This window comes from Nodosilinea sp. FACHB-131, from assembly GCF_014695395.1.
Lineage (GTDB): Bacteria > Cyanobacteriota > Cyanobacteriia > Phormidesmidales > Phormidesmidaceae > Nodosilinea.
In genome coordinates this window covers 167,788-186,293 of the sequence record NZ_JACJOF010000012.1, presented here as the reverse complement: position 1 = coordinate 186,293, position 18,506 = coordinate 167,788, and the positions used below count along the sequence as shown (strand labels likewise).

Sequence of the window (18,506 nt, the reverse complement as noted above, 5' to 3'; positions counted from 1 at the left end):
GCCTTAAAACACAAAGTTCTCGGCGTTGTTCAGCGCCGCCATATCGACCCCCTCAAAGGTGATGAAGTTGGTGAACTGGTTGCGGCCACCGCCCACGCGGTCCAGCTCAAGGGAAAGCTGAGTGCGATCGCTGTTGCCCAAGTTGCGAACCTGCACCAGACCATCAGCCAGGGGGTTAGTGCCGGTGTAGCCGATGCTTTTCAGCAGGTCGGTGAATACCAACTTGTCGGCACCCACCTCAAAGTCAATGATGGTAGCACCCGTCTGCTCGGTGCTGGTGTAGACAACCTGGTCGCGTCCGCTACCGGTAGTAATTAGGTCGGGACCACCGCTGGCCAGAATGGTGTCGTTGCGATCGCTACCCACCAGCACATCTCGTTGGGGCGTACCCGTGATCACATTGGAAGCCCCAATGGTAAACCGGGCCAGCACTGGGTCATGGTCGCTGGCTTGGAGGGATTCAGCAAACTCAGTGTTGACGTGGACAGCGTCATACTCCGCTGTGGCCGCTAGGCTGCCGCTCACCAAAATGTGGTCAATCGCCTGAGAGCTACCCTGGAAGATATACGAGTAGCGCTCGTTCTCCGGCAGGGTGTTGGTCAAGTTGGTGAGCCCGGCACTCTCCAGCCCTGTCACGGGTGAGACAAACTCAAACTCGTTGAGGTCGCCCAGCACCACCACGTTGGCGGTGGGGTCGCTGCCCAGCACGCTGCTGACGTAATTTTGCACCGCCAGCGATTGGGCCTGGCGCTCGTCTACGGAGCCGTTGACGCTGGGGTCTTCTTGGCGAGCCTCAAAGGGTTGGGCCGTGCCAAAAATGGGGGCGCTGCCGCCCTTCGACGAGAAGTGATTGTTCACCAGGGTCACGATTTCGCCGTTGAACTCAAAGTCGGCCACTAGGGGCAGACGAGCACCGGCAAAGGTTTCACCGGGGGCTTGACCGCCAATGGTTGAGACCGACCCCTCTACCAGATCAACCCGGCTGGGGTCGTAGAGGTAGGCAGTGCGAATGTTGGCCCCCAGCTGGCCGCCGCTGGCGTTGTTGATAATGAACGGGTTGTCGATGAAGGCGTAGGTGGGGCCGCCGGCAGTGGCGATCGCAGCCACCAGGGTTTGCAGGGTCACATCCGCCGCCGTTATCCCGTCGTTGGCACTGCCCGAGTTATCCTGCACCTCTTGCAGGGCAATAATGCCAGGGGCATTGAGATTGTCGACAATCTGCTGAGCGATCGCCGCAAACTGCCCATTGGCAACATCAGCATCGCCATCGCTATCGTTGGGGTCGAGGTTGAGCACGTTGTAGCTAGCCACCGTGAGCTGGTCGCTATTGCCGCTGAGGCTGCTGACCTCGCGCTGTAGGCCCGCCGACCGAATGTTGCCCGTGAAATCTTCGGTGGCCACAATCTGGAAGTTGCCAAAGTCGTAGTTGACTACGCCAGTGACATTCCCTAGGCTATCGCCAACGTTGACCTCGGGGAAGGCGAAGTTAAACACGCCGCTGTCGAACTGAACCTGCACCCGCTCCGGGTTAAAGTCGTCGGGGCTGAGGTTGAGCGTGCCGCGATCGCTCAAGCCCGTGGCGCCTGCGCCACTGTCGACCACCCCAAAGATTTCACCAAAGCCATTGGTGCCATTCACCACTAGCAGATCCTGGGCGGTGACTCGCATGCCCTCTAGCGACTCGAAGAAATCGATGCCGTCGGTGACGGGGTCAAAGCTGCCAAAGGCGTCGTCATCGATGTTTTCGGTGGGGGGCACGCGACCGCCCTGGCCGAGGAGCACCGCCGCAGGCAGGGCATTGCCGGTGCTTAGGGTGGTGATGGTGAGGCTGCCGCCGATCTGAGTCGTTGACAGGTTGCGGGTCGAGGCACCACCAGGGGTAAACTCCGACACTGTGCCAGCAACTTGTAGCCCATCGCCCACTGTCACGGTGGGGGCGCTGCCGGTAAACACAAAAATGGCGTCGGACGTGGCAATGTTGCCGTCGCCCGCCGCGTCTTGCAGGTAAAAGCCGTTGGTATCGAGCGCGGTGACAATACCCGTGGTTGCAACCTGCTGCCCAACCAGGGTAGAACTGTGCCCTGCTCCCTGAATGCTGTAGATAGCGGTGAGTTCTACGGGCGGGGGTGGAGCTTCGACCACGGCGTTAGCGCCCCCAGGAGTGTTGAGCGCTTCGCCTTCCACAGGAGTGCCCGCAAAGCTAGGAATGCCCGCCAGGTCAAAGTCGTTGCGCACCCAGTCGGCGGCGGTGTCGGTGTCGGTGCCGTTGGGAAGGCGCGAGGCTCCGCCCACCCGCTGCGAACTGCCGTCGTAGCCAGGGGCGAGCACTACTGGGGTATAGGTGCGATCGCTCGCCCCACCGTCGGTTACTGCCACACCATCTACCACACTGGCCCAAGGGGTGACATCCAGCACGCCGTCGCCGTTGGTGTCGATCACCTGGTTGACGCTGCTGGTGAAATCTTTCACTAGCAGTAGGGTTTGGGTACCGTTTTGGTAAACGTTGTTCAAAAAGCCAGTGGTCCAGTAGCCGCTGGCGTCGGTGCTGCCCAGAGCCTGGGCGCTGGTAATACGGCCCAGGGTGCTACCGCTGTCACCCTCAATCTGCAGCAGGGTATAGCGCGAATAGTCGGTGTTGGCTGCCCCCAAAATCTCGACAAATTCGTTAGTGTCGGTGCCCACATGGTCAAACACAAACTCATTGATCAGCGGCTCTATCGGATTGCTTACCCCACTAAAGGTTTGGTCAGCATTGGCTGCGCCACTAGTGTTAGTGGCGGTGCGTGCCCAGGTGAAGTCTTCGTAGGTGGTGCCGGTGCCGGTGAGCTGTAGCGAGGCTCCAACCCCTTCTGTGTCGGGCTGAGAAACGCCAATATCGGTGCTGAGGAGGCCTGCCGCCGGGCCGTCAACGGCGGTAAAAGAGCCCTCGTAGCTGAGGAACTGCACCACCTGGTTCAGGTTATTGACCAGGGCGAAGCCGTCGGGGGCACCATTTTGTAGACCGTTGCTGGGGTAATTGACTACCACGGTGCCAAAGCCGTTACCCTGATCGGGAATTAAACCGCTGAGCGTCTCGTTGGCGGTGGGTGTAGTGTAGACCAAACCGTTAGCGCCGTTGTAGCGCACAATTCGCCAGCCAGTTAAATTAGTACCGGCTGGGCCAGCGACTTCAATAAATTCGCCCACATCAGTGCTGGCGTTATCGTAATGAAACTCGTTGATAAAGACCGCAGTTTCCATCAGAAAAATTACTCCAAAATCTTGCATTTCAGCCGCATAAAATCAGCCCCACAATTTATGGAGCCTAAACATCATGCAACTTTTGATTGCCTCAAAAACTCGGCTGGCGTCCGGCTACAGAGGGTTTCGGCAGATAAATGAAGGACAACCTAACTATGCTTCAGCCATTGGGTGAATGACTATACCTAAACATTTATCCGCACCCCATAGCTCACAGCCAACAACATAATTAAACGCGTTGGAATGTCAGTGTTTTTACATAAATAAGCCTATCAGAGGCCTAGCAACAGGTCGGTAAAGGACTGCTTAACGACGCCTTAAGTAATTAGGTCTTTGCATAAGCTTCATACGCTTCTCTCTATGATTTGCGCTAGCCAAAGATTGCTGCTTTGCGGGAACAGTGGTCTTTGCCGTTTGTTAGGAACAAGGCGCTTTAAAATGAGGTGCTAGCGTTTTAGCGCAGATCACGCCCCAGGAGAGTCAGCCCATGGCTGGAGTCAAGCAGCCCACCTCAAATAGTTTCAAAAAGCTCCAGGGATTTTTGCGATCGCGCGTTGGTCAGGCGATCGCCGACTACGGCATGATTGGCGAGGGCGATCGCGTCATGGTCTGCGTCTCGGGCGGCAAAGACTCCCACACGCTGCTCGATATTCTGCGTCACCTTCAGCGCAGCGCCCCGATTCACTTCGACATTCTGGCGGTGAATCTCGATCAAAAGCAGCCCGGCTTTCCTGCCGACGTGCTGCCGGAGTATTTTGAGGCGATCGGCGTGCCCTACCGCATTGTCGAGCAAGACACCTACAGCACCGTCAAGCGCGTGATCCCGGAAGGCAAAACCATGTGCAGCCTGTGCTCGCGCCTGCGCCGGGGCATTCTATACCGGGTCGCCGCTGAAGAAGGAGCCACCAAAATCGCCCTCGGCCACCACCGCGACGACATGATCGAGACCCTGTTTCTCAACATGTTCCACGGCGGCAGACTCAAGGCCATGCCCCCCAAACTGCTCACCGACGATCGCCGCCACATCGTCATTCGACCCTTGGCCTACTGCCCCGAGACCGACATCGCCCGCTACGCCCGCTACCGCGAATTCCCCATCATTCCCTGCACGCTGTGTGGATCCCAAGCCAACTTGCAACGGGCGCAGATCAAAGCGATGCTGCAAACCTGGGAAAAGCAGTGGCCCGGTCGCACCGAAACCCTGTTTCGCAGCCTGCAAAACATTGCCCCCTCACAGCTGGCCGACCCCGCCCTATTTGACTTCGCTGGGCTAGAGTCAGCGCAGATTGTTTCGACCGACGATGAAGACGGGGATGCGATCGGCACCGATTTAGAGGCCGAGTTTGACCCAGCCATGGCGCTCTTCGCCGATGGGCTGCCGCCGCTCCCCCTGGGCGCTGGGTTGGGAGAACGCTAAGGCCGCTAGCCTACTGGGGCAAATACTTGCGATCGAGCGCCTGCTCCTGAGTGAACGGACTTTCGATGGGAAAATTCTCCAGGCCAACCCCGGTTTCTGTGGCGGTTAAGTCGCGGGCCTCCTGGTAGCAGTCGGCCCAGATCTGCTCAAGGTAGGGCCTTAGACTAGGGCTGACGTTCAGTGCTTCCTGTAACCGGCGACGGTGCTCTTTGAGGGTAAACCGCCAGCTGTTAGAACGCTGCCCAGGCTGGTAGGTGTACTTGAGCAAATGCATCAGCACCACAATCAGGTTGTTGGTCAAGGCCTGTTTTTCGCTACGCCCCATGTCGTTTAGTTCTTCGAGTAAGTTGGCAATATCTATTTCCGCAAGTCGACCTGCTTTAAGCAGCTGAGCCGTAGTGTCAAGCCATAGAGCGTAGTCTTGCTTATAGAGATTGGCTAGCGAACCAGCCAGGGCAGCAGTTTGAGGCGACATGACGACAGCTGTAAATAAACCTGCACTGCCATTGTAAGAGAACAATGCAGAGGTCAGCAGGATAGCGCGCGGTGATCTCTAGGCGCTAAAGTATTTGGCCGCCGGGTGATAGGCCACGATCGCCGTCGTCGACTGTTCAGGATGCAGCTGCTCGCTTTCGTCAATGGTCAGGCCAATCTGCTCAGCCTTGAGCAGCTCTAGCTGCACCGGCTGGTCGTCCATGTTAGGACAGGCCGGGTAGCCAAAGCTGTAGCGCGACCCCTGGTAGCGCTGCTGAAGCACTTCCCGCAGTGTAGCCGGCTCCAAAGCGCCAAACCCCAGCTCGCGGCGAATGCGAGCGTGGCACCACTCCGCTAGAGCCTCGGCTATCTGCACCGACAGCCCGTAATAGTAGAGATAATCGGTGTACCGGTCGTCCTTGAAGAGGCTCTGGGCAAACTCTGTAGCCACTTCGCCCACCGTTACTGCCTGCATGGGGAATACATCGAACTCACCCGGTTTCGCTAGCTCCTTCGGCAAGAAGAAGTCGGCAATGCACAGCCGCCGCAGGGACTTTTGGCGGGGGAAGGTGAACGTTGCTACAGGCTCCGGGTGGATGGGTGGGTGGATGGGTGACTCCATCACCTTGGGGTCGTAGATGTGTAGAGAATTCCCTTCGGCCAGGCAGGGGAAGTAGCCGTAGACGATGGCCGGATGCAGCAGGTTTTCCGCCAGAATCCGCGCTTTCCAGGTATCGAGAATAGGGTAAACCGTCTCTTGCAGGAAGGCGTCATACTCTTCGCGCGATTGCTCCTGGGATTTGCGAAATTGCCACTGGCCCACGAACAGCGCCTGGCGATCCAGATAGCCAAACACCTCTTCCAGGGAGATGTCGGCTGGCGTGAGCACCCGAGTACCCCAGAAGGGCGGGGTGGGGCGGGGAATAGCGGGGTCGACGGCGTCGGATCGGGTGGTGTCGGGGGATGGGTTTAGGGTTTCAGGTTTAAGGTTTAAGGTTTCAGGGTCTGCGGCAGACTCTTCCCCTTGCACCGTAGACCCTACACCTTGTCTCCCCTCAGTCATCTCATCCAAAAACCCCTGCAAATCATCCCAGTTCCCCGTCGCCTTCGCGGGCATCAGCTTATCCATAAAGTGCAGGTCAGAGAAGGCGTCTTTGCCGTAGACAACCTTGCCCTTGTAGGTGTTCTGGCAATCTTCGTGGACGAATTTGGGCGTCAGTGCCGCGCCGCCGAGAATGACGGGGACGGTGATACCCTCCTGGTTGAAGGTCTCCAAGTTGTCTTTCATAAAAGCGGTCGATTTGACTAGCAGGCCGCTCATGGCGATGCAGTCGGCGTGGTGCTCGCGGTAGGCCTGAATGATCGCGTCCACGGGCTGCTTGATGCCCAAGTTGACCACCTTGTAGCCGTTGTTCGACAGGATGATATCGACTAAGTTTTTGCCGATGTCGTGCACGTCGCCCTTGACCGTGGCGATGATGAAGGTGCCCTTGCCCGAGCCGTCGCTGTCGGCTTTCTCCATGTAGGGTTCGAGGTAAGCGACGGCGGCTTTCATGGTCTGGGCCGATTGCAGCACAAAGGGCAGCTGCATTTGCCCCGAGCCAAACAGCTCGCCCACTACCTTCATGCCGTCGAGCAAAAAGGTGTTGATGATCTCCAGCGGCGGGTAGGTTTCCAGCGCTTTGGCCAGGGCGTCGTCGAGGCCAATGCGCTCGCCGTCGATGATGTGCCGCTTGAGCTGCTCGTCGATGGGCAGGTCTTTGGCGATCGCCTCCTTTTTCTTCAGGCTCTTGCCCTCAAACAGGGTGGTGAGCTTAGTTAGCGGGTCATAGGAGACGATGTCGCCGTCAAACTCGCGGCGATCATAGATCAAGTCGCGGCAGACTTTTTGGTGGTCAGGGTCAATCTTCGCCAAAGGAAGAATCTTGGCGGCGCTGACGATCGCTCCATCCAGCCCCACCTGCATAGCTTCATGCAGAAACACCGAGTTGAGGGTGACGCGGGCCACGGGGCTGAGGCCAAAGGAAACGTTCGATACCCCCAGCATGATGTGGCTGCCGGGCAGGTTCTCACGAATCAGCCGAATTGATTCGAGGGTTTCGCGCCCGTTTACCCGATCTTCTTCAATGCCCGTCGAGATCGGCAGGGCCAGGGTGTCGAAGAAAATTTCGTGGGCGGGGATGCCGTACTCCAGCGCGTCGCGGTAGGCGCGCTGGGCAATTTGAAACTTCTTCTCGGCACTGCGGGCCATGCCGTCTTCGTCGATGGTGCCGACGACAATCCCGGCGCCATACTTCTTCGCCAGCTCCAGCACTTTAAAGAAGCGCTCATCACCATCTTCGTAGTTGGTGGAGTTGAGAATGCACTTGCCTCCGGCCACCTTCAGGCCCGCCTCCATCTTTTGCCACTCGGTGGAGTCGAGCATCAGCGGCAGGGTGACGTTGGTGACCAACCGCGACACCAGCTCGTGCATGTCGCGCTCGCCGTCGCGGCCCACATAGTCCACGTTCACATCGAGGACGTGGGCGCCCTCTTTCACCTGTTCCCTAGCCAGGGCCACAAGTCCATCCCAATCCTCTGCGTTCAGCATCTCGCGGCACTTTTTCGAGCCGCTGGCGTTGAGCCGTTCGCCCACGATCAGGAAAGAGTTGTCCTGGTCGTAGGGCTGGGGACTGTAGATCGAGGCAGCGGCGGGGGTGTAGTTGAGGGCGGGGCGAGGGGATGGGTGGATGGGTGGGAGGGTGGATGAGTGGGAGGGTGTGGCGGCAGGATTCACGCCGTTACCCATCGACCCATCGACCCATCCACCCCTAACGGGTCTCGGTTTTGGCCGTAGATCTCGCGCCAATTCTGCCAGCTGCGCAATGTGCTCAGGCCGCGTGCCGCAGCAGCCGCCGATCACCTGCACGCCGAGGTCTTCGATGAAGTGCATCAGCGACATGCGCAGCTCCATCGGGGTGAGGCGGTAGACGGCATTGCCGCCGACATTCTCGGGTAGGCCCGCGTTGGGGATGCAGGAGATTACAAAGGGCGACTGTTCGGCTAGGTGGCGCACGTGGTCTTTCATCAGGTCGGGGCCGGTGGCGCAGTTGAGGCCCAGAATGTCGATCGGATAGGGTTCGAGGATCGCCAGGGCCGCCGCCATTTCGGTGCCGACGAGCATCGTGCCCTGCTGCTCCATAGTGACGGAGACCATTAGGGGCAGGCGCTTGCCCGTAGCGGTGAAGGCTTCTTCGATACCATTCAGAGCGGCTTTAATTTGCAGCACGTCCTGGCAGGTTTCTACCAGCATCAGATCCACACCGCCGTCGATTAGTCCCTTTGCCTGATCGACGTAGGAATCTTTGAGGGTGTCGAAGTCGATGTGGCCGAGGGTGGGTAGCTTTGTGCCTGGCCCCATGGACCCGGCGACGAAGCGGGGTTTGTCAGGGGTGGAGTATTCGTCAGCGACGCGGCGGGCCAGGATGGCAGCGGTTTTATTGAGTTCGTAAGCGCGATCGGCCAGGTCATACTCGGCTAGCACGATCGCAGTGCCGCCAAAGGTGTCGGTTTCAATCACGTCGGCCCCGGCTTCGAGGAACCCTCGGTGGACGGTCTCCACGGCTTTGGGGTTGGTGAACACCAGGTATTCATTGCAGCCTTCGTACTCGGGGCCGCCGAAGTCTTCCGCCGTCAGGTTTTGCACCTGGAGGTTGGTACCCATCGCGCCATCGAAGACCATGACGGGGCGATCGGAGCTGTGGAGGCGATCGAGAAAGGCGCTAGACATGGGGCATTAGAACGGGATTGCGACAGAGATCACCTATTATCAACCATTGCCCCCCAAGACGCATCCAAAAATAGCTTCCTAGGCCTACAGGTCAAAAGGCCAGACCCGTTTTGGATAAGTTTTTGGGTGACTTCTGGAGAACTTTTTTCCTAATGGTGGGCAGTGCCCACCCTACGCTGGCTACAGTCGCCGGACAAAGCGGGGATCTCCTTTTCTAAAACTCTCCTAAGTTGATAGGCGTCTTCGATCGCGAATTAGCTACGCGGATTCCCTAGCGCGGATCGACAGAGGGGGCCCGATCAACCAGGCGAATCTGGTTTTGCCGCTCGACCACCGTGACTAGGGGCAGCGGTTTGCGGGCTGGCCCTCGCAGCACTCGTCCCTCAGCATCAAATTTAGAGCCGTGGCAGGGGCAGGCAAAGCGGTTTTGGTCGGCCTGCCAGATTACAGCGCAGCCTCGGTGAGGGCAGATGGGGCGCAGGCCATAGGGGGCAATGGCTGGTCCTTCGTTAATTACCAAGTAGGTCACATTGGGCAATCCTTGCACCGGCTGGGGAATTCCCGGCGTAGTGGTGGGTAAGAAGGAATCGACGGCGATCGCACCCCCCTCTGCATCCAGCGCCTGCACCCCCGGCAGATAGTCGAGGCAGCGAGAATTTTGCGGAAACGTTGAGCACAGGTCTTCAAGGTCCTGGCCCGCCGCTGGCTGGGGCCGTGAGAAAACCATGGCGATCGCCCCTAGACTGCCCCCGGCCATGTACCTGAGCAGACTCCGCCGACTAGGGTATCTAGGCTGGGACTGGGAATTTGAGGAATGGGCCATATTGTCTAAATCGTCTGTTAAATAGCTGTAAAAATCCTGAGAGCCGATCTATATCACTAAGGTCAGGCTAACGAACAATCCTGCTCTCAGCCAAGGACGGGCAAGCTTGGGCGCGGCCAGAAGAGACGGCTAGCAAAGTCAGAGTGATGTTGTCTGAGCACAGCCTGTCGAATAATTCGGGTTGCACCCCCATCCAAGGGTTTCTTACTATATGCTTTGTCTGTAGTTATCTGGCATGATTCATCACCACAATGGGCAGACTCTCCACCCACGTTCTTGACACAGCCCTGGGTAAGCCCGCCGCCTCGCTGCGGCTCACAGTCTGGGCCATTAACAATGAAGCCGACATCAAAACGGCGCTAAAAACCGTTGAGACCAACAGCGATGGCCGCACCGATGAGCCGCTGCTGGAGGGTGACGAGCTGCACAAAGGCACCTACGAAATCACCTTTGATGTGGCGGCCTACTTCGCCACAACGGGTGCGGCGCTTTCGGAACCCCCGTTTTTAGACCAAATACCCGTTCGGTTTACGATCGCTGACCCCTCCAGCAATTTTCACGTGCCGCTGCTGGTGTCGCCCTGGTCCTACAGCACCTACCGGGGCAGCTAGGTCGCCTGTCGCGGAGACGCCGCGGTGAGGGTAGAGGCCACAACGATGCGATCGCGGCCTTCGGCTTTGGCCTGGTAGAGGGCCGCATCGGCAGCCCGCAGCAGATCTTCAGTCTGTAATTGCTGATCGGGCACGGCCGCCGCCACGCCAAAACTCAGACTAACGTAGGGACTGACCGGCGATTTGGGGTGGGCAATGGCGCGGGCTTGCAGGGTGCTGCGCAGGCGGTTCAACAGGTGTAGCGCTCCCTCCAGATCGGTTTTTGGCAAAATTAGGGCAAACTCTTCGCCGCCGTAGCGAGCCGCCAGATCAGCCGGTCGCCGAATTACGGTGTCGAGCACGCCAGCGAGCGCCCGCAGACACTGATCCCCTGAGATATGGCCGTAGGTGTCGTTGTAGAGCTTAAAGTAATCGACATCGCAGAGCACAACCGCCAGCGGGGTTTGCTCGCGGCGGCAGAGCTTCCACTCGTAGGCCAGCTTGTCGTCAAAGGCACGCCGGTTGGGGATGCCGGTCAGACTATCCTGAACCGCTAGCTGCTGAAGGATCTGGTTGTCGGCCGCCAGCTGCTGCTCAAGCAATCGCTCCTGGGCCAGCAGGGCACTGAGCTTAAGCGCCTGCTGGCGGGCGCGCAGCAGCGACTCCACCCGCAGCAGCAGCTCGGTCTGGTCGACGGGCATGGTAATTACATCGTCTACCTGCTGACGCTGGGGTGCCGTCATCAAAGGCAGATGAGGGCGCTTGATCAGCAGCAGAAAGGGCAAAAACACCGGACTGGCCGCCGCTCGCTGCTGGGCGATGTGCTCCCCACAGCGCCCCAAAAACGCGGTATCAAAAATGCACAGGTCAAACGCTTGGCCCCACTTCAGCGCTGTCGCTGACAAATCTTGCAGGCTATAAAACCGACTCAATAGAGCTGACAAAAGCTGGCGATTTGGCTGATGGTCTACCCCCAGCAGCACGCGATATTGCCATTGATGATCGGAATCGGGGAGAGAACCAGCGAAGGGCGGTGAAGCATCATGGCTCATTTTCGTGGGACTTAATGAATTCAGGAACTCCGCTCAAGATGCCCCGCAGCTGAGTCAGCGGCCGACCGACCTTAATGCCGTAGCGAGAAATTTCAAACTCCCGTAAAGTCTTCTCGAAATCGCTGAGGCGTTTCTTTAAAACACCGATCGCTCGCCGCATCTGGCCCCGCATTTCTAGATAGCGCAGAAAAATAATGTTGTCGGCCAGGTAGGACACGCCCAGCTCCGTCGCTTTAAAGTCGCCGGTAATCGACTCAACTTCGTTGGTGAGGATAGTGGTCACCCCGCGCCCTTTGAGGTACTGGCAGAGGCCGTGAATATTGCGAATTAGGTCGTCTTCTTTGAAAGACAGCTTATAGCCCAGCACGCTGTCGATCATGATCAGCTGGGTGCCCGCCTTTTCCACTTCGAGGCGCACCTGGTGGGCAAACTCGTCAGGGGAGTACAGCAGCGGGTCAACTTTAAAGATTGCCAGGGTGCCCCGATTGACCATTGCCCGTACCGGAATGTTGATGCCCTCACAGCGGTTGAGCAGGGTATCGACCGCCTCCTCAAACAAATAGACGACTGAGCGATCGCCCCGTCCCGCCGCCTCTTTGATAAATTGCAGCCCCAGGGTGGTTTTGCCCACGCCGCTGGGGCCAGAGATGATCGTCACCGTGCCGGTTTCAATGCCGCCGCTGAGCAGCTCGTCAATTTCAGGAATGCCGGCTGGACAGAGGCGCGGCGCAGCTGTGGCTACTGGGTCTTCAACGGCCACCAGATGGGGAAAGACCACCAGGCCGCGATCGCAGATCCGCATCGAGTGCAGCCCCTTGCGAAATGTGCCGCCCCGCAGTTTAGACACCTGCACATGGCGGCCCTCCTCCTGCATTTGCAGGGTGAGAATGCCGTCGCTGATGAACTGCAAATCCTCGTCGGGAGCCTCCTGGCTGCCCTCAGAGGTAAACAGCACCGTGGCTCCCTGGTGGAGCAAAAAGCGCAAAAACCCCACCACCTGCTGGCGAAACTGGTAGGCATCGGTAGCTAGGTAGCGCAGCTGAGTCATTGAATCGATGAACACCCGCTGGGGCTTGAGGGCGCTGACCTGTTCGACAATCCGCTCCGTCAGTGGACCCTGCTCAACCTGGGCGGCCGCAAAAATGTCGTAGCCCTGGTTTTGCACAAAAAAGTCAGCATTGGGGCTCAAATCTAAAACATGCACCGCATCGACCGGAAAGCCCGACGCCGCACCGTTGCGGCGCAGCTGTTCCATCGATTCGCCCAGGCTGATGAAGAGGCGTGGGGTGCCATCGTCTAGGTTAGTGGTGAGAAAATGCCACCCCAGGGTGGTTTTGCCGCAGCCCGGCCCGCCTCGGGCCAAATAGGCCTGCCCCGCTGGAAATCCCCCTTCTAAAACTTCGTCTAGCCCTTCAATTCCCGAGGAAAGTCGTTCATATTTTGACATCTTGGCCAAATCGCTCTCAAAATCAATGCCAATGCGCAGCAATCCTCCGCTAGACAATCAGAGAGTCGCCCAGCTTTTTATCCTGCCACCAAATCGCCTCTTAGCGTCGCCGTTTAGAAAAACCGTTAGCGTTTAGGTCGCTGAATAATCTGCTCCACGACTCGCTGTTTGGTTTTGGGGTCAATGCCAATCAGTCGGACATAGTCTTGGGCATAGTCGCCCAAGCAGCGCTCTAGGGCGACGCTGGCGCTGGCGGCATCCTGGCTGGGCAGGGTGGGGCCACTCTGCCAGGCGTTAGTCTGAAACCGCCGCTGATCGACATGCTCCAGGGCCAGGCGATAGCCCTGGGAAAGGATGTTGTTGACCTGGTCACGCACATCGGGGGGGAGGGTGGATGGGTGGGAGGGTGGAGGGGTGGGAGAGTGGGAGGGTGGAGGGGTGGGAGAGTAGGTGGATTGGGACGAATCGGGCATTGGGCACTGAGGATTGCCGTTGCCGTTGCCAGATGCTGACGCCTCGGCAACAGCGTCCCTGGTAACACCTCTGGCCTCGGCGGGGTTGTCGTTGGGGTTGTAGGCGCGATAAAAGCTGCCATCGGGGGCTGAGGAGGCACCACCCGACTGTAGAACACGGTTATATTCGTTGGCGAGGCGCATGTCGTCGACCCGGCGCTGTTCGCGCACCAGGCGATCGCCCACCTCGATCAGGTGAGAGATGCTAAAGTCGGGCTTGCGGAAGCTGGGCGGCGTGGTGGTGTTGACTACGCTGCGGGAGACATTTTCAAGCCCCACTGAATAGATAAAGTCGCGGATTTGCTCGTTGTAGATCTGGGCGCGCACGGCCCCAAAGAAGTCGATCGCCTGGGTGGGAAAGGTATCTACCAGCAGGGTGATGTCTTGGGAGGAGAGGCCGTCGGGCTCAAAGATGCCGCCGACAATGCCGATGCGATCGCTGCGATCGGGCTGCCAATAGAACTTGTCCATGCGGCCGTCGCGAATCAGCGGCGCATAGAGGGTTGAGAGGTCGTTGCCGGTCATAATAATCGGCACCCGCTGAATTTCGTTCTCGTCGTAGCTGCCGGGCAGCTGAACATTGGTGGGGTTGTCGGCAATGTTCATCAGGGTGTTGTTCACCAGCTGAGTGTTGACGGTGTACTGGGTGAGGGCGTCGAAGCGGCCGGCCCCAGCATCAATGTCGTTGATCATCAGCACTGCCATTTTGCCCCGCACCCGCACCAGTTCGGCGGCTTCGCGGTAGCGCAAGCGAATCAGCCGAGCCGGGTCGCCTGCATCAGGGCTCTCTAGCTCGCCACCAGAGATATGCACCACTTCAATGCCCATGCGCTCATACACCAGCTCGCACTGAAAGGTTTTGCCTTCTCCCTTGCGGCCATGCACCCCCAGCAGCAGGGGAATTTTGACCTGCGGCAGCTTGAGGTAGTTTTTGGTGATGTGTACCGCCAGCTTTTCGAGAAAGCGGGGGGAGAGATAGTAGGTCATGGGGGGTTGAACGCGGTGAGGTAGCAGGGATAGATATCTGACAGAGGTGCAAAGCGATCGCTCTACACCTCGCGGCAAATTCAGAAGTATCCGTGTTTACATTATCCCGTAGCTTGGTGCAGCGAATGGTTCAAAAGACTGAAGGCTGCAATAAGCGATCGCTATAAGTTAGCTGCCTAAGGCAAACCCCTCAGTTCTCAAATGGGAACTGAGGGGTTTATTAACCGCCCTAGGTGACTAGACAGAGCCTCTTATCGGCCCGACAGCACCAGGGGTTGGTTGAGGGTCAGGGTGAGATCCTGGTCGGGGTTGATAGCAATCACCTCAACCCGGTCGCGGCCAAAGAGCCGGGCCAGGGTGGCTCCGGTAGCGGTGCCGGCTAGAACTTCTAGGGTGCCAACGCTCTGGTCGCCAGTGGTGCGAGAGATCGCCGCCGCTGCACCTGAGCCCAACACCGCTCCAGCGAGGGTCTCGCCAAAGCTAGCCCCCCGACGAATGGTTTCCGTCGTGGTCACGGTCTGCGAGGTGGCGTTGATTGCCAGTCGTTGACCGCCGGTGAGCACCAGTTCCTGGGCCACAAACTGCGAGCCGTTGCCGCTGGGGCGCAGTTCTCCCACCACCTGACTGCCCGCCGGCACCAAGACGCGCCCGGTGCTGTCGGTGATGGCCTGGGCCACCGTCAGGGTCAAAGCAGAGGTTTCATCAGGGAGCACGACAATTTTGTCGCTCTCTGCATAGTTTGTGGTCAGAACTGTGCCTGCGGGTAGGCTAGCTTGAGCCGCCACCTGCTGCCCCACGATGTAGGGAGAGTTGACCGTAGCCACCTGATTTTGGCTGGCCAGAGCCTGGTAGATGAAAGCCGCCACATCGGCCCGAGTTGCCGTTTGGTTAGGCCTTAAAACCTGCACATTGGGGTAGTTCACCACCAACCGCCGCTCTGTGGCCGCAGCCAGACTGGCCACCGCATACTCAGGAATTGAAGAGGCATCTTGATAGACGCTAACGCTATTCTGGCTGCTGGCGGTGTAGTTCAATCCATTGGCTAGAGAAACCAGCACCTGAGCCCGAGGGATGTTCTGGTCAGGCTGGAAGATGTTGCCAGGGTAGCCCGACAAGAAGCCCATCATATCGGCCTCACGAATTGCCTCCGCAGCCCAGTAGTTGGCTGGCACATCGACAAAGGTAGTCGCGGTCCGCACGGAGGACTGGCTAAACGCCTGCCGAACCATGGCAGCATACTGGGCGCGGGTCACCGGCTCATCGGGACGGAAGGTACCGTCTGGAAAACCGGCGATAACGCCCCTGCCCGCCAAACTAGTAATAAACTGACGCGCCCAGTGGTTGGCGGACACATCGCTAAACTGAGTTTGGGTTTGGGTTTGGGCAACTACTGGAGCGGCTGTGATCACTGGAGTAAAGGCACCTACGGTTAACCCTAGGGCCAACATCAGAGCGGTTCCAGACTTCATACGAAAAGAATTAGACATTTTTGAAAAACCCCAAAGACACACAACGGACGGACACGAACTTAGCAAGTTCGCCTTGGCAAATTCATCTCAGCAGATTTGACTCAAGATGCTTTTATGCATCTTTCTTCGTGGCAAACAGAGCATTCGCCTGTCATACTCACTCTGTCTATCTGGCTTTAAGAACTGCTTTTTGCCCTTTAAGAAATAGAGAAGTCAGCCAAAGTAAGTTTCTACATAGCAATAGGATGACTGCATAGCCTTGGCGACTCTTGTTTTAAAGGCGAACAGATAACTGTGTCTCGCTTTCCTTAATCTAAGGCTACCTTTGACAATGTGACGAATAGACTTTCCGCTATTTCAACTGTCACATAAGAAAGCTTTTTTCACTGCTGAACAATTGCCTGGCTTCAGGTGAGCGATCGCTATTTGACCCATAGCTCTGCCAAAAAGTTCCAGCTATTTAATTGAAAATGATTTAGGTCTAAAACTTCTATTCGGAGAGACCTCCACCAAAGGCTGTTTGCAAAAGGGTCTGTCACAACCTGCGTCGCCTACTGCTCCCCACTGAGCTTTAAAGGAGGGTGCAGAGGCTCAATGTCCTCATTCAAGTAAGATCTCAACCTTTTCCTACCCAAGACGGACGTTAAGACGCCCCGTGAGCGAGGACGAAGCCTAGGACTAGCTAGGGACCAAGCAGCTGCCTACTGATCTAGCTAGCTTCGTATGCTGTGGGTAGCGCGGTCTTAAACAACTGGAGCACTTGCTCCCAGGCGTCGCTAGCGGCCTCGGGATGGTAGCTATGGCGCTGATCGCAGAAAAAGCCGTGCTCAGCACCGGGGTAGCGAAAGATTTGGTGAGGCACGCCATGGTCCTTTAAGGTTGCTTCGATTTGGTCTACCTCGTCAGCCGCAATTAAGGGGTCTTTTTCGCCAAAGAAGCCGTAGAGGGTGCCCTTGATCTCGGGGGTGCGGCTGAGGGTGGGTTCACCACCGCCAGGGGTCATGGTAGCAATGCCTGCCCCATAGAAGGAAGCGGTGGCCTTAACCTGCGGCAGGGTGGCGGCCAGGTAGGCGACATGGCCGCCAAAACAGAAGCCACTGCAGCCGACACCCTCAGGGATGACGTTGGCTTTGCTGTAGAGGTAGGCGATCGCCCCCTGCACATCCGCCAACAATTCTTCTGCCTGCGTGCCTTGCTTATAGCTGCGGCCCAGCTCTAGCTCCTCCTGGGTGTAACCCACCTCAAAGCCGGGGGCCTGGCGGTGATAAATGTGGGGGGCGATCGCCACGTAGCCCGCCCTCGCCAGCCGTTCGGCCACCTCGCGAATGTGGCTGTTGACCCCATATACCTCTTGAATCACGACGACGGCCCCATACCGGCCCGGACTAGAGGGCTCGGCCAGATAGGCCAAAATCTCGGTGTCACCGCTGGGGATAGAGATGGTCTCGGTACGCACGAGGGACGGCATGGCGAGTTGTCGTTGTCTATACTGATCACTCTTACTTTAACGCTGGCTTTAGCGCTGGCCCTAGTCCTAGCTACAGAGGTCTACAATTGTCAAAAATCATTGCGGGGAGCAGGGCGGATTGTCAGAACCCGGCGACTTTTTGAAGATTCGTCCTAAATTAGCAGTATGGCCGGTGTATCTATCCTGAGTTTGTTGAAATTGTGTTGTCTGGCGACAACCTGGAGGTAGTTTGGTGGTGCAGTTTCACATTCAACCCGATAGCGAGATTCCGGCGTCGACTCAGCTCTACGACCAGATTTGGTTTGCGATCGCATCTCGGCAGTATCCGCCTGGCTATCGGTTGCCCAGCACCCGGCAGCTGGCTATGCAGACAGGGCTGCACCGCAACACCATCAGCAAGGTCTACCGCCAGCTCGAAGACGCTGGCGTAGTTGAGGCTATGCCCGGCTCCGGCATCTACGTGCGTGAGCAAAACAGCACCGAGAGTGCCCGTCCCCAGACCGTGCTGTGGGCTGAGTTTCCCCAGGCGCGCGATGTGGTCGAGACTGGCCTGGACGAGCTACTGCGCCAGGGCTGCTCGCTCAACCAGGCGCGGGAGCTATTTTTGGCGGAAATCGACTGGCGACTGCGCTGTAGCGCTCGGGTGCTGGTCACCGCCCCTGGGCAAGACATTGGCGCCGGGCAGCTGATGGTGCGCGAGCTAGAGAGCGCGCTGCACATTCCGGTGCAGCTGGTGCCCCTCGAAGAACTCGACACGATTTTGGCCCAGACCCGCTCGGGCACGGTGGTGACCAGTCGCTACTTCATTAGTGAAGCAGAGGCGATCGCGGCCCCCAAGTCGGTGCGGGTCATCCCGGTCGATATTTACGACTATAAAAAAGAGCTGGGTCTGCTGAAGGATTTGCCCAAGGGTACCTGTCTGGGCATGGTCAGCGTCAGCACCGGCATTTTGCGGGCGGCGGAGGTGATTAGCTACAGCCTGCGGGGCGACGAAATTTTGCTGATGTCGGCCCAAACCGATGACCCCTACAAGCTCAATGCCGTGATCCACAGTGCTCAGACCATTGTGGTGTTTGATGAAGCGAGTCTGCCTACGGTTAAAGAGGCGATCGCCGAAGCCCGCGAAGACTTAATTCGCCCGCCCAAGCTGATAGTCTGCGACAACTACATCGGCGAAAAGTCGATCAACTTGCTCAAGCGCGAGCTAGGGTTGGATTGATAGAAATCGGGCAAGGTTGACAGGCATTGCCAAGGGTTA

Annotated in this window: 12 protein-coding genes; 3 read left to right on the top strand and 9 right to left on the bottom strand. The window is 57.9% G+C overall.

Translation table 11 applies throughout. From position 1 onward, the window contains the following. Positions 1–3: 3 nt before the first annotated feature. Positions 4–3,240 (bottom strand): type I secretion C-terminal target domain-containing protein, encoded by a 3,237-nt coding sequence (locus tag H6F75_RS08030; protein ID WP_190750943.1) that lies wholly within the window; start codon positions 3,238–3,240, stop codon positions 4–6. 487 nt (positions 3,241–3,727) lie between these two features. Between H6F75_RS08030 and ttcA the strand changes: the two genes are divergently transcribed. Continuing rightward, a complete protein-coding gene (gene ttcA / locus H6F75_RS08025) occupies positions 3,728–4,657 on the top strand; it encodes a tRNA 2-thiocytidine(32) synthetase TtcA (RefSeq protein WP_190750941.1) in 930 nt (309 codons plus the stop codon). 10 nt (positions 4,658–4,667) lie between these two features. Here the strand turns inward: ttcA and H6F75_RS08020 are convergent, their stop codons facing one another. From H6F75_RS08020 to H6F75_RS08010, 3 genes are all read right to left on the bottom strand, one after another. Continuing rightward, positions 4,668–5,132, bottom strand: coding sequence for a DUF29 domain-containing protein (locus H6F75_RS08020; protein WP_190750939.1), 465 nt, complete (start codon positions 5,130–5,132; stop codon positions 4,668–4,670). A 78-nt stretch (positions 5,133–5,210) separates the two neighbouring features. Further along, positions 5,211–8,900, bottom strand: coding sequence for a methionine synthase (metH, locus tag H6F75_RS08015; protein WP_190750937.1), 3,690 nt, complete (start codon positions 8,898–8,900; stop codon positions 5,211–5,213). A gap of 271 nt (positions 8,901–9,171) precedes the next feature. Further along, positions 9,172–9,657, bottom strand: coding sequence for a Rieske 2Fe-2S domain-containing protein (locus tag H6F75_RS08010; RefSeq protein ID WP_199303824.1), 486 nt, complete (start codon positions 9,655–9,657; stop codon positions 9,172–9,174). 317 nt (positions 9,658–9,974) lie between these two features. Between H6F75_RS08010 and uraH the strand changes: the two genes are divergently transcribed. Then, on the top strand, positions 9,975–10,334 hold the full coding sequence (gene uraH / locus H6F75_RS08005; RefSeq protein WP_190750933.1) for a hydroxyisourate hydrolase: 360 nt from the start codon (positions 9,975–9,977) through the stop codon (positions 10,332–10,334). Here the strand turns inward: uraH and H6F75_RS08000 are convergent. The 5 genes from H6F75_RS08000 to H6F75_RS07980 all read right to left on the bottom strand — a co-directional run bounded on the left by H6F75_RS08000 (position 10,331) and on the right by H6F75_RS07980 (position 17,248). Continuing rightward, entirely contained in the window at positions 10,331–11,365 is a 1,035-nt protein-coding gene (locus H6F75_RS08000) for a diguanylate cyclase (RefSeq protein ID WP_190750931.1), read from the bottom strand. The two genes, uraH and H6F75_RS08000, sit on opposite strands and share 4 nt — an antisense overlap. After that, positions 11,355–12,812, bottom strand: a complete 1,458-nt coding sequence (locus tag H6F75_RS07995) for an ATPase domain-containing protein (RefSeq protein ID WP_190751084.1) — start codon at positions 12,810–12,812, stop codon at positions 11,355–11,357. The genes H6F75_RS08000 and H6F75_RS07995 overlap by 11 nt, the downstream gene beginning before the upstream one ends. Positions 12,813–12,937: 125 nt before the next feature. After that, on the bottom strand, positions 12,938–14,311 hold the full coding sequence (locus H6F75_RS07990) for a ribulose bisphosphate carboxylase small subunit (RefSeq protein ID WP_190750930.1): 1,374 nt from the start codon (positions 14,309–14,311) through the stop codon (positions 12,938–12,940). A 251-nt stretch (positions 14,312–14,562) separates the two neighbouring features. After that, complete coding sequence (locus H6F75_RS07985) at positions 14,563–15,798, bottom strand: S-layer homology domain-containing protein (protein WP_190750928.1); 1,236 nt, start codon at positions 15,796–15,798, stop codon at positions 14,563–14,565. 691 nt (positions 15,799–16,489) lie between these two features. Next, entirely contained in the window at positions 16,490–17,248 is a 759-nt protein-coding gene (locus tag H6F75_RS07980; protein ID WP_190750926.1) for a dienelactone hydrolase family protein, read from the bottom strand. 232 nt (positions 17,249–17,480) lie between these two features. On the opposite strand from H6F75_RS07980, the gene H6F75_RS07975 reads away from it, so the two are divergent. Further along, entirely contained in the window at positions 17,481–18,467 is a 987-nt protein-coding gene (locus tag H6F75_RS07975; protein ID WP_190750924.1) for a GntR family transcriptional regulator, read from the top strand. Positions 18,468–18,506 lie beyond the last annotated feature (39 nt).